At 53.8% G+C, this 13,516-nt stretch carries 8 protein-coding genes; all 8 read left to right on the top strand.

From position 1 onward, the window contains the following. Positions 1-114: 114 nt before the first annotated feature. The 8 genes from ACFE7X_RS12220 to ACFE7X_RS12185 all read left to right on the top strand — a co-directional run bounded on the left by ACFE7X_RS12220 (position 115) and on the right by ACFE7X_RS12185 (position 12,251). Positions 115-1,161, top strand: a complete 1,047-nt coding sequence (locus tag ACFE7X_RS12220) for an LLM class flavin-dependent oxidoreductase (RefSeq protein ID WP_375435954.1) — start codon at positions 115-117, stop codon at positions 1,159-1,161. 522 nt (positions 1,162-1,683) lie between these two features. Further along, complete coding sequence (locus tag ACFE7X_RS12215) at positions 1,684-1,899, top strand: hypothetical protein (protein WP_375435953.1); 216 nt, start codon at positions 1,684-1,686, stop codon at positions 1,897-1,899. A gap of 33 nt (positions 1,900-1,932) precedes the next feature. Continuing rightward, a complete protein-coding gene (locus ACFE7X_RS12210; protein WP_375435952.1) occupies positions 1,933-2,331 on the top strand; it encodes a hypothetical protein in 399 nt (132 codons plus the stop codon). Between the two features lie 844 nt (positions 2,332-3,175). Beyond that, entirely contained in the window at positions 3,176-6,550 is a 3,375-nt protein-coding gene (locus tag ACFE7X_RS12205; RefSeq protein WP_375435951.1) for a glycosyl hydrolase, read from the top strand. After that, a complete protein-coding gene (locus tag ACFE7X_RS12200; protein WP_375435950.1) occupies positions 6,547-7,854 on the top strand; it encodes an acetylxylan esterase in 1,308 nt (435 codons plus the stop codon). Before ACFE7X_RS12205 ends, ACFE7X_RS12200 begins: the two co-directional genes overlap by 4 nt. 155 nt (positions 7,855-8,009) lie before the next feature. Then, positions 8,010-8,603 carry a DUF4202 domain-containing protein gene (locus ACFE7X_RS12195; protein WP_375435949.1) on the top strand — a complete coding sequence of 198 codons (594 nt, stop codon included), beginning with the start codon at positions 8,010-8,012 and terminating at the stop codon, positions 8,601-8,603. A gap of 337 nt (positions 8,604-8,940) precedes the next feature. Continuing rightward, positions 8,941-9,372 carry a hypothetical protein gene (locus tag ACFE7X_RS12190; protein WP_375435948.1) on the top strand — a complete coding sequence of 144 codons (432 nt, stop codon included), beginning with the start codon at positions 8,941-8,943 and terminating at the stop codon, positions 9,370-9,372. Positions 9,373-9,671: 299 nt separating this feature from the next. Beyond that, on the top strand, positions 9,672-12,251 hold the full coding sequence (locus ACFE7X_RS12185) for a glycoside hydrolase family 2 protein (protein ID WP_375435947.1): 2,580 nt from the start codon (positions 9,672-9,674) through the stop codon (positions 12,249-12,251). Positions 12,252-13,516: the final 1,265 nt, after the last annotated feature.

Below are 13,516 nucleotides of genomic sequence, written 5' to 3'. Positions count from 1 at the left end.
CAGAAAAAACTTATGCTCTATTCTCAGCCCGTGCACTTCTCTTTGGAAGTACTGTTTTCGGGATTTCTTATCCCGCCGCCGACGTTAGGCTGATTTACTTTTGATTCTCGTTTTATGCTGCCAGACGCTGCTTCGTCGATTGCCTTTTCTGTATTGGATTTAGCCCCTATTGCGGCCGGTAGCACCCCCGCGGACACCTTCCGCAATAGCTTGGCGCTAGCACAGCAAGTGGAAAAGTTTGGGTACACACGCTTCTGGCTTTCCGAACATCACAACATGGTTAGCGTGGCCAGCGCGGCCCCAACAGTGCTGATGGGGTACATTGCCGGGGGCACCACGTCGTTGCGGATTGGTTCGGGCGGTATCATGCTGCCGAACCACGCCCCGTTGGTGGTTGCCGAACAGATAGGCACCCTGGCTTCGCTGTACCCCGGCCGCATTGACCTCGGATTGGGCCGCGCCCCCGGCACCGATCAACTAACCGCCCAGGCTATCCGCGGCACCCGGTTCGCTGCTGGGCAGGATTTTCCCCGTGATATCCAGCAGTTGCAAACCTATTTCTCTTCCACCAACAGCACCAGTGCCGTACGGGCCATCCCGGGGGAAGGACTGGACATTCCGATCTGGATTTTGGGTTCGAGCACCGACAGCGCATACCTTGCTGCCGCGCTGGGACTGCCGTATGCGTTTGCTAGTCACTTTGCTCCGGGGCAGCTACTGCCCGCTCTAGAGCTATATCGTCATCACTTTCGGCCGTCCGCGACGTTGGCTGAACCCTATGTATTGGCTTGTGTGAACGTGGTGGCCGCCGACACCGACGCCGAGGCCCAGTGGTTGGCAACCTCCCTACAGCAGTTCATGCTTGGGGTTATTAGTGGCAAGCCGGCTCCGCTGCAACCGCCGGTCGAGTCAATGGATGCGCTTTGGGGACCAACTCAGCAGCAGGCCGTTGGGCAAATGCTAGCTTATTCGTTTGTTGGTGGCAAGGCCACGCTGCAACACGACTTGCAGCAATTTGCTGCCCGTACTCGGATAAACGAAATCATGGCCGTTTCCAATATTTACAGCCATGAGGCCCGAGTTCATTCGTATCAATTGCTGGCGGAAGCGCTACAGGAACTACAGCAACAGCCATTACTCCACCATCAATCAGTCCGCTAAAAAAGCGCCCTTCATTCCGTACTTAGTAGGCTGCAATCGAGTGCCCTTCGGCTGCAAATCCAACGAATAACCTATGGGGCCAGCGTTCGGTTTGCACTGATTTTTTGGCGCTGCCCCTGTACAAGGCACAGGGCTGTGGCGCAAGCTGTAGAGGCAGCGAACAGCATTTCAGGTAATTACATAGAATAAGGATTCACGGTGGCATGCACCAGACCAGCATCGGCCCGATGCTGGCAAATGCTCTGCCTTGGCTGCAATCATTGGACCAGTAAGGTATAGTCGGTGCGAGACTACGTTTTGACCGGCGTACAAGGAGTGCGCAATGCCCTTGGCAGGTCGTCTCAGGTTCCGCGCACTTCCGGCCGTTCCGGGCACGTAGCTAGGCACTTGGAACGGTCCTAGTGTTCTGTTCTTTATTCTGTTCGTCGGCTTTTCTTCGTCATTAGGCGACACGCCGAATCGGTTCAGGCTCAATGTACCGTTTGCCCTTGCTCCGCAATGCGGATTCCAGGACCTTTGTATATGAATTTTCTCTTGGTTTTATGGTTAAGCCAGCATCCTGGACTGGTTGGTACCGAGCAGGGTAGCCACCAACTGGTACTGGCCGCCCTCGCCCTCACCCATGACCATACGCAAGTACTGACCCGCTACGAGCGCAGCCTGCTCGACCGGGTTGGTCGTCGGGAGATGACTCTACCGCATTTGCTGGCCTACTTGCAGGAACACGAACAAGCTTAACCGGCTGCTGCCAAACAGCAGCTTCTCTTTTGCATGGCCCAACTTTACTTTGAAAACGCCATGGGGCGCATTTTCGAGCACCCCAACGGATATGCCTGGCTGTGCTACCATTCCGGCCAACGGACCCTTTCAGACGTGCAGGGTTTTCTGACCCACACCGGCCGCCTGCTTCAGCGCTACGGCTGGCACCGTATGCTCAGCGACCAACGAGTCATGCTGCCCTTCACAGAAGACGAGCGCCTGCTGATCCTCGACTACTGGCAGAAGCGTTACCTAGCTTATGGGCTCGTTACGGGCGCCGTGGTGCTATCACACGATGTCTTCACTCGCCTCTCCTTCAGCCAGATTCAACAGCAAGCCCAGGGGGTGCTGTCGTACCGTATGTTCGAACTAGAGGAAGCCGCTATCAGCTGGCTTACCCAACTAGCGTAGCGAAAGACGGACCGGCCTTTGCTGAAGGTTGATTCCGGTGTTGCATTTAAGTTTTTCCAAGGAAGATACACCAAGCTTACGCTGCGTTTTCGAATAACGAACACTGGATGTAAGTGTAAGTCGCGCTGGTAATAACCATGGCCATAAAGTGCCCGATTCTGGCAGCGCACGACCGGCCAGAACGTATCCGAAAAGCCAATTCGTAGTGCTTGCGCCTGCCTGAAGGACAGAACCAGGATTATTTACTCAGTGGTAAGCCACAGTTCTAGCACTACGCACAAACTTAACAGCAGGCATATCAGGAGAGCCCGCCAACGTACTCCAAGCAAATATTGGCGTTGCCAAGAGGACATTTTCATGCCGCAATATAACAGCGGCACACCTTGCAAAAGCTTAACAACAGAGAATAATAGGCTGGTAGGTTCGCAAAATTACTTCCTGTTAAGCTCCTATTACAGCATGCATTCTAATAGCATGCATAGGCTCAGCACCAAGCAGCAAACGAGCGCCAAATCGAACCTTGATTCCAAGCCACAGACTAGTTGATAATCGTTCTTCATACATATCAGCGTTGTGAGAATGAATATATAAAATGCAATATGTATTAAATATTAAATGCATTGAATAAACCCTTTTAGCGGTTAAATACCCTTCCACACACAGCCAATATCCTATCACCTTTGCTTGTCAAGCAAAACTTAAAACTATACCCGCCCAACAAACAAGCAATTATATCCAAGCAATTCTTATTGAAATCTAGTAAATCGTGCAGTCTGGCTATCAGTTACGGCCGATAGAAGGTGCCTCGCTTCTCTCACCCACTCCCATCCGGCCTACCACGCTTATGATTGATCTTCGTATCTGGTTTAAGCGCAACGCCTGGGGCTACTTGGCTCTTACTGTCCTTCCGCTCAGCACGTTGGCGCAGAATACTGGAGTTTCCTTGGAGCAGGGATTCAAAGACCCGCCGCAAGCAGCTTGGCCCCGCACTTGGTGGCATTGGACCAATAGCAACGTAAGCAAGGAGGGAATAACCAAGGACTTGGAGTGGATGAAGCGGGCGGGCATTGCGGGCTTTCAGTTAGCCGATGTGGCGGCTGGCAGCGGCCAAACGGTGAACGAGAAAGTGGTTTTTGGCACACCTGCGTGGCTTGATGCCGTGCGCCACACCGCCGCGGAAGCTGACCGCTTAGGGCTGGAAATGACTATGTTCTCTTCCCCGGGTTGGAGCCTAACGGGTGGCCCGTGGGTGAAGCCCGAACAGGCCATGAAGAAGCTGGTATGGAGCGAAGTAAAGGTGCAAGGAAGCAGAGTGTTTAAAGGCAAGTTGCCGCTGCCACCATCCAACGAAGGGCCCATCCGCAACCTCGCTCGGGGCGCCAAGGCTAGTGGCACAATCAACTTTTATGGCGACTGTGCCGTGGTTGCCTACCGCACTCCACCCGCCGAAACCGACTTGACATCCCAACCTACGGGCGTAACAACCAACGCCGGCGCCACAGATGCCCAGGCGCTGTTAGATGATGATTTGAATACAACGCTAACCATAAGGCCCACTGAAAAACGCGGCACGGCTTGGGTTCAGTACAGCTTCAAGCAGCCAACCAAAGTGCAGGCATTTACGGTGGCCGGTACCCGCGGCATTCCTCATGGTCGGTTGTTGGCTAGCCTTGACGGTCAGCAGTTTACCACGCTAGCAGTCTTGCCGGGCAAGCAAGGCTACCGAGGTGGCACGGTGCGCACCTTTGCCGTTCCCTTAACTATGGCTCGCTATTACCGGCTCGAATTAAGTGGCGCGCCCATGAAGCCCGCCGATGTTATTTCGGAAGCGCCTGCCCAACCCGATAGCAGCTATGCCCTCAACGAGTTTCGGCTGCACCCCGGCGCGCGGGTGCATCGCTGGGAAGACAAGGCCGGTTTTAATTTCCTGTTCGAATACGAATCGACGGCTACGCCATCCGTAGCCGCGCCGGCGGTTATCAATTCAACGGGAGTGGTGGTGCTCACGTCGAAGATGCAGCCCGATGGCACGCTGAACTGGCAGGTGCCACCGGGCCAGTGGACCATTCTGCGGATGGGCTATTCGCTGACGGGAGCCAAAAACCGGCCCGCCGTGCCGGCTGCTTTAGGCTATGAAGTCGATAAACTTAGTGCCAAACACACCGAAGCATACCTGCAAAGCTACACGGGCCCCATCGCGCAAGCACTGGGTCCCCTGTACGGTAAAAGCCTACGCTACATGCTACTGGACAGCTGGGAAGCGGGTATTCAGAACTGGACCGACGAGATGCTGCCCGAGTTTGAAAAGCGCCGCGGCTACGACTTAACGCCGTTTTTGCCGGTGCTGGCTGGCCGGGTGGTAGGCAGCGCCGATATCAGTGACCGAGTGCTCTGGGATTTTCGCCGGACACTGGTTGACATGTTTGCCGAGAATCACTACGGCACCGTTACCACCTTTTTGCACCAGCAAGGCATTCAGACGTATGGCGAAGCGGGTGGTGTTTCCTTGGAAACCATAGAGGACGCCTTGCTTTACAAGAAGTTCGTTGATATTCCCATGGGCGAGTTTTGGGTGAAAGACCTGCACCCCTCTTCCATGTACTACGAGGACGTGCGCGGGACGGCCTCGGCGGGCCACGTCTACGGCAAAAACTTGGTGGCGGCAGAGGCTTTCACCGGCGGCAACTACGAGTCGCCTTTTACGCTAAAGAAAATCAGTGACTACTGGTTTACGCAAGGCATCAATCGACTGGTATTTCACACCTCCGCCCACCAACCGCTCGATACCAAGCCCGGCAACACGATGGTGGGCACCCATCTGAACCGCAACATCACCTGGGCCGAGCAGGCCCGGCCGCTCATGACGTATTTGGCGCGCAATGCGTTCATGCTCCAACAAGGCCAGTACGTAGCCGATGTGGCATATTTACTCAACGAAGGGGCCCCGTCCACCATGCCGTTTTGGGGCGCGGGACTGCAACCGGCCCTACCCCCCGGCTACGCCTTCGACTACATCAACGCCGACGCGCTACTTACTCGCATGTCGGTGAATGAAAATGGCCGACTGGTACTACCCGATGGCATGAGCTACACGGTGCTGGTGCTACCCGAAACCAACCAAATGACGCTGCCGGTACTACGCAAAGTGCAGGAACTGGTGCGGGGCGGCGCAACGGTGGTGGGTCCGAAACCCGACCAGACACCGAATTACACGAACTATCCGGGGAGTGGCGCGCAACTACAAGAGCTAACCAGTGACGTATGGGGCGACTTGGATGGCCACAGCCGAACTACGCGCCGGCACGGCAAAGGCCTAGTGGTGTGGGGTTTGCCTCTTGCTCAGGTGCTGCCCTTGGCCAGGGTAATGCCGGATGTAGAATGTAGCCGGCCCCTGGGCAGTGAAGTACCCTGGATTCACCGCCGTGTGGGCGATGCGGACGTGTATTTCGTGGTCAATCGCTCGGATAGTGCGCAAAACCTAGTGGCTCGATTCCGAGTGAGCGGCAAGGACGTGACGCTGTGGCACGCGGCCACCGGCCAACTGGAGCCAGCCGCCTACACCACCACCGACGGGCATACGACCGTGCCGCTGTGCTTGCACGCGCGTGAATCAGTGTTTGTGGTGTTCAACCACGCGGCACCCACAAATGCCCGCATCCTGGTGCCGGAGCGTGCCACTATCCTGCATACCGTGGAAGGACCGTGGCGCATTGAGTTTGCCCCTAAGCTTGGCGCCCCGCTTGCCACCACCTTACCACAGCTCGCCCCCTGGACCGATAACTCCGAGCAGGGTATCAAGTATTTCTCGGGCACGGCTACCTATCACAAAACTGTGGAAATCAAGAAAAGTTGGTTTCATGGCGGTCGAAAAGTGCTGCTTGACTTGGGCCGCGTTGGTGATATGGCCGAAGTACGTGTCAACGGTAAAAAGCTGGGGTTACTTTGGCAGGCTCCTTTTCAGGTGGATGTAACGAGTGCCCTGAAACCCGGCAAAAACCAACTGGAAATCCAAGTAACCAATGAGTGGACCAACCGCCTGATCGGCGACAAGTTAGTGGGCCCGGAAAGGAAGGTACTGGATTCGTACACCGCCCCTTTCGGCGGGCAATACCAGCTAAGCGAGTCGGGCTTGCTGGGTCCAGTAAGAATTGTGCGGGTAGAGCAACCTGCAAACTCCGGCGAGAAACCAAAATCCATGACGTTTCAACCTAAACTATGACAATTCGATTCTTTCTTGCTTTTGCAGTTGGAGCTGGCGTTTGCCTGCTGCTTTGTCCGTCGTGGGTTCAAGCCCAAGTAGCTAGCAAGCCCCCAGAGGCGGTGGCGGGTATTCCGGTGAACTACAACGAGGAATTAGTAGGAACCTACCCCCTACCCGATCCGCTGCTGGCAAACGGCAAAACAATTACGGATGCCGCCACCTGGAACAAGCAGCGGCGGCCGGAAATCAGAAACTGGTTCGAGCAAAACGTGTACGGCCGTGCCCCCGAGCGGCCACGTAAGCTGCGCTTTGAAGTGTTCGACAAAGGAACGTCGGCCTTCAACGGCAAAGCCACCCGCAAGCAAGTGACGGTGTATTTCTCGGAGCGCAATGATGGGCCAAAGATGGACCTGTTGGTGTATCTGCCGGCCGGTGCAGCGAAACCCGTGCCGTTGGTGCTTAACATCAATTTCCTGGCAAATTCCTCGTTGGTTGATGATCCGGGCGTGCGGCCTGGGCAGGTCTGGAACAAAGACAAGCAGCGAGTACCTGCCCCGGGCTACAATCCTAATGGCCCTATGAAGCTTACGATAGAGCCTTTTTTAACACAAGGCATTGGCGTAGCTACCGTGTATTACGGCGACATCGAGCCAGATTTCGACGGCGGCATCAAGCATGGGGTACGTAGCCTCTACCTTAAGGCCGGCCAAGATAAAGTTGCGCCCGACGAGTGGGGCGCTATTGGAGCCTGGAGCTGGGGCCTAAGCCGGGCACTCGACTATTTCGAGCAAGACAAAGCCGTAGACGCCAAGCGAGTAGCGCTGCTCGGCGCGTCCCGGCTAGGCAAAACGGTGCTGTGGGCCGGGGCCAACGACCCCCGATTTGCTATGGTTATAGCCAGCGTTTCGGGTGAAGGTGGGGCCGCCATCAGCCGGCGCAACTACGGGGAAACCATTGCTCATTTGGTGGCGCCCACCCGCTACGCGTACCAGTTTTGCCAGAACTATCAGCAACTCGCCAACCGCACCGATGCCCCCATGGATTCGCACATGCTGGTGGCCCTGCTGGCACCTAGGCCACTGTTGCTACAAACCGGCAGCACCGACTACTGGAGCGACCCCAAGGGAGAGTTTCTAGCGGCGGTGGCGGCCACGCCTGTTTACCGTTTATTTGGTAAGCAAGGCGTAGAAACCAGTGTTATGCCAGCCGCCAGCCAAAAGACAGGACAAACGCTGAGCTACTACATGCACGAAGGTGGCCACGGCATTATTGCTTCCGATTACGAAGTATTTGCCGAATTCATACGTGTCCATCTGCTTTAAAGCAAGTAGGGAGAGAAGCTTGCGTGCAGGTTTAGAACAAGGTCAAAACACTATCTTTATACGTGTCTTATAGCTTGCGCGGCGGGATTTGCTTCCCTTACCGTACCGGCATCGCTCATCTGTGGGCAAGCTCCTTACTTGTGTAAAACCTTTATATGAGTTCGTTCTCTCCCCGTTTTACGGCCGCCCTCGAAACGTTTGACGCGGCCAACGCCGAAGATCCTACCCAGGAGAGTGATGCCGAGGGGCACCTTTGGCCCAAGGAGCTTCTTTATGCCCACCGCATGAGCGCCTGCCTCACCCGCGTTGCCCCCGAAGCCCCCGAGGCCGTGCACTTGGCTGCCCGTTGCCAACATATCCGCCGCTGGGCTATTCCGCGCCACGATTTCCCTATGGACCGGGTAGGCTACCACCAGTGGCGCAACACACTCAAAAAGTACCACGCGGAAGTAGCCGGACAGTTGCTAACTGAGGTGGGCTACGACGAAGCTACTATCGCCCGGGTGCAGGCCCTAGTGCAAAAGCAGAACCTGAGTCGAGATACCGATATGCAGTTGCTGGAAGACGTCATTTGTCTGGTGTTTTTAGAATACTACTTGCTGGCTTTCGCCCACCAGCACCCCGAAGAGAAAGTGGTGGCCATCGTGCAGAAAACGTGGGGCAAGATGACGCCTAGAGGCCAGGAGTTGGCCTTGCAATTACCCGTTACGGACGCCGCGCAAGCACTGCTCGCAAAGGCCCTAGCGTAGCGAATTCGTCGCCGGTTGCTATGCCGTGGCTTATGCCCCATCAAAACAGCGAGTCGCCGAGAGTCCGACCCATCACCAAGGCTAGTAGCCATACTGGGCACCTCCCGTCGCCGACAGTATCGATAGTTGGGCTAGGCAAGTAAGGGGTTCCGGCTTGGCCCGTACTGGGTTACTTCAACTCGTCTCGCTATCATGTCTTGCTCTTCTAGGCGTCCTGTTATGCTTGGCTCTTGCTAGCTTTGCAGCAATTGAGTATGCAATAAATCAAAGAACTCAGCCTTGTGATTGGGCTATCTGCCCAATCACAAGGCTGGTTAATTTTCACTTCCGTTTGCCTATGAGAACCAGCCTTCGCTTCCGCCATTGGACTGCAATCCACAGCAGAGGGCATATGCGCGACAACTTGACGGTAGGCGATACAATTGAGCACGAAGGATGCTCTTATCAGGTAACAACTCAGGACCTGAAGGACTACAAAGCCAAGCGTAAGTACCGGCTCATGTTGGCAAGTGGCGTGCTCGATCAGCAAGGCCAAGAACTGTATGAAGCTGATGTTGTGCAGGTGTTTCAGCGGGGAGACAGCCGCGGCGTTTCTTATTTCGCTTACGTAGTGTGGGACCCTACACGCGGGTTCCTGTACCGTAATGCGCAAGACCTGCCCCTAACAGTGGACTGTATAACCCGGGTTTGGACGAACTTTTATGCGCAGCCGCATTGGGTGGAGCAGTTTGGATACCACCAGAATTTCATTCGTGAACACTGGTTCTAGCGTACTTCCGTGGCCGCCTAGGTGGCAAACAACGCCTTTGGCAACCTGCCTCCTAACTCTGGTGCTTACGTTTTAAGTGAAGAAGGTGTAAGAGTACTTACAGCACTTACACCAGAATTAATTAGATTGCCACAGTAATAGCTAAAACGATTTAGCGATTGTTGTCATCTGCTTGCTTTTCCGGTCGTTTACTAGGTACTACTGTAGTGTCTAGAGCAACTTACACAAACTGATTTGTGGTAAAAATACCACTCACCTCTTCCCACCTCACGCACCTTACCCGTACTCTCTGCCATAAAATGCTGATACATACGCTGAAAAAAAATTTGTTGGGGCTGCTGCTCTTCTTACTGTTTCACCCCACTGCAAAGGCCCAACAGCCTCTCCAACTAACTGGCAAGTGGGAGTTTCGCAAAGCCGGTGACAGTAAATGGAGTGCGGCCACTGTGCCCGGCACCGTCCACACCGATTTGCTGAACACCAAGCAGATTCAGGACCCCTTCTACCGCGTAAACGAGAAAGACCAGCAGTGGATTGGCCGCACCGATTGGGAATACCAAACCACACTTAACATCGACGTCAACCAACTCAGAAACGACAAGCTCTACCTGGTTTTTGACGGGCTCGACACGTACGCCGACGTGTACGTGAACGAGGTGAAGGTGCTGGAAACCGACAACATGTTCCGGCAGTGGAAAAAGGATGTGAAGCCACAGCTGAAAGCTGGTACCAATGCACTGCGGGTGTTTTTGCACGCGCCGATGAATAAAGGCGAGGAGCTGTATAAGAGCTTGCCCTTCCGGGTGCCTGCCAGCGACAACGACCAAGCCGCACCGAATGAGCCTAAGGTGAGCGTGTTCACCCGCAAAGCCGGCTACCACTACGGCTGGGATTGGGGTCCGCGCCTGGTAACCTCCGGCATTTGGCGCCCCGTGTATTTGATGCCCATGAACGTGGCCCGAATCCAGGATCTGTTTATCAAGCAAAAAAAGCTAACCACCGAGCAGGCAGATCTGGAAGCCCGCCTGGAAGTTGAAAGCCTGACTGCTGGCCCCAAGCAGTTGGAAGTAACCGTGGACGGTTCCACTACGCCCGTTTATTCTCAACCCGTGTTTTTAGACAAGGGTATGAACAACTTGGTATGCAGCTTCACATTACCCAAGCCCGAGCTGTGGTGGCCCAATGGCTACGGGGCGCAGAAGCTATACACGTTCCGGGCCGTGCTGAAGGATGGCACCAAAGCCCTTACCGAAAAGCAGGTTCGGCGCGGTATGCGCACGGTGGAAGTGGTGCAGGAGACTAGTCCCAAAGCCAATTCGTTTTACTTTCTGGTGAACGGCGTGAAGATGTTCATGAAGGGCGCCAACTACATCCCGCAAGACAACTTTCTGCCCCGGGTGAACAAGGCACGCTACGAGCACGTCATCAACACGGCCGTGGCCAGCAACATGAACATGCTGCGGGTGTGGGGCGGCGGCATCTACGAAAACGACTTGTTCTACGACCTCTGCGACGAGAAAGGCATCATGATCTGGCAAGACTTCATGTTTGCTTGCGCTATGGTGCCTCCGCTGGAAAACCATAAGCAGAACATCTACGAGGAAGCCGTGGAGAACGTGAAGCGCCTGCGCAACCACCCGGCCATTGCCATGTGGTGCGGCAACAACGAAATAGCGGCCTATATGGGCTCCAACTACTGGGGTACGGCGAAGGGCGCGTTCCGCAATCGGCAGGATTCGATGAGCATCGTTAACACGTATAAGGAGGTGTTCCACAGTATTCTGCCCGCCGTTGTGAAGGGCTACGACGACGAGAAATTCTACTGGTCGACTTCCCCGCAGCCAACCAATTGGTCGACCACCAACCGCGACAGCCGCACCTCCGGCGACGTGCACTACTGGGAGGTGTGGGGTGGTAAAAAGCCGATTGAGCTGTACCTGGAAAATATTGGGCCCTTTATGAGCGAGTACGGTTTTCAGTCGTTCCCCGATATGCAAACCATCAAAACCTTCGCCACTCCCAAGGACTACGATATCAACTCCGAGATTATGAAGTCGCACCAGCGTTCCTACGTGGGCAACGGTGCTATTCTGCAATACATGGAAGCCTGGTACAAGGTCCCGAAGGCCTTTCCCAACTTTTTGTACACCGGGCAGGTGCTCCAGGCCGAAGCCATCAAGCTAGCCATTGAAGCGCACCGCCGGGCTAAGCCCTACTGCATGGGGTCGTTGTATTGGCAAATCGACGACTGCTGGCCCGCAGCATCCTGGTCGAGCATGGACTACAACGGCTTCTGGAAAGCCCAGCAATACGAATCGAAACGGGCTTTCGAAGCCGTACTGGTATCTCCAATCGTTAAGCGGGATTCTGTGCAGATCTACGTGGTATCCGATCAGTTGAAACCCATAAACGCGCAGCTACAAATCCGGCTGCTAGACTTCAGCGGCAAGGTGCTCAATGAAAACAAGAGCAGTATCAACGTTCCGGCTAACACCAGCACCAACGTGTACCGGATTCCGGTGCAAGACCTACTTAAAGGTGCAGACCGGAGCAGCGTGCTGCTTGATATCAGCTTGCTCAGCCAAAATCAAGAATTGGCGCAGAACTGCCTATACTTTGAGAAGCCTAAAAACCTGAAACTCAACAAGCCGGCCATTGAGTACACCCTCACCCAAGACAAGGACCGCTACGTGCTTAAGCTCACCAGCACGCAGCTAGCCAAAAACCTGCGCGTTTCGGCCGGTGATGATGCCATCATTTTCTCGGATAATTACTTCGACCTGATTCCTGGCAAGGAGAAGATAGTGACGTTTCAATCCAGCAAAACTTTGAAAAAAAGCGGCATTTCTTTCTTGAGCATCAACGAATCAGCCCGTTGATAAAGCCCGTTGACAATAGATAGGCATATGCCTTAATACGGAAACACCCGCCTACTATAATCGAACAGCAAAAGCCTCGTCTTACGACGGGGCTTTTGCTTTGTACTCAGTAGCTATTTCGGCTTGTAACCTGCAATGATAAGAGCTACGCACGCGCGGCTAGCAATGCAAGAGAATCGTAGTCGGCCTATGAGCTCCTCGGCAAGCAAGCTGCTCTGTGATGCATTTTATTTTGTTTTTCTCCTCTTTGAAACCCAATCTGATTGAGTTCCTCCATCAGAATAGCAGCTAGCTTAACTCAACTTTCAAAAGAGTCAGATTAATAATTATAGGTTAGTACATAAATTATATCAAGTCATTTATTAAATTTAAGCTATACTGCTCTCACCTCCCTATTATGCAACTTTTAAAATCACTATTCTCGGACTTATTTACCTATTTCTGGCCTACTCATCCTATTCCACCCTATCCCCTCGAATCGTGGAAGGAGTTACCGAGTGAGGAATGGCCACTAGGGTATGATCCTATATCAGACTCTTTCCCAGGAGAAGCATCGAATTACTACTCGCATCAAGTTAAAGCAAACAACGCCTCGCTACCATCTGCGCTACTATAGGAAGCACTCAGCTAAGGTGAAATGATATCCGCAAAAGAAGACGGACAAGGTTCAAGCCGCAACTGATTTAGGCCGCAAGCAACGGCCGTAGTAGTTCCAGATGGGTTTTAACGGCTCCTCCAGCTATTTATCAGCTGGGGATAATCGGTGTGAGTTTTGAGAATCAACCCTTTATACCCAATGTTGGCCCGTAACTCCAGCTAATGAAAAAACTCACAGTCCGGCTGTTGTAACAGCTGCGCTTGCTGACGCGTTAGCTTAACGATATTTTGTACTGATTCATACGGGTGTTAAAGTCGAAAAATACTATCTTATCAGAACGGTTTGTTCTCTGTCCAGAGAAGCAAGCCGTTCTAGACAGGGTTGAAACTGCCCGTAGAAGTACCAGGGGAGCAGTTCAATTTATTTGAAGAGCAGAATTAGATTATTACTACCGAAGGAGCGAATGAAATTTAACTGCTTTATGCTCGTTTACCTTGTGCAATGCTAGCTTGTACAGCGCGGCATATGTGCCTTCTGTAAGTCCTCCCTTGCTTAGCAATTATCGACATCCAACCTTTAAGCCAGACTTCTCACTTACGCAAAGTGCCCATGCTTCACTGTTGAGTGTGTGGCTTTGACAGGCAGAACTATCTTGGTGAGAAGCGTA

The sequence above is a fragment of the uncultured Hymenobacter sp. genome, from assembly GCF_964242765.1.
GTDB lineage: Bacteria > Bacteroidota > Bacteroidia > Cytophagales > Hymenobacteraceae > Hymenobacter.
This window is presented reverse-complemented; position numbering and strand designations above follow the sequence as displayed.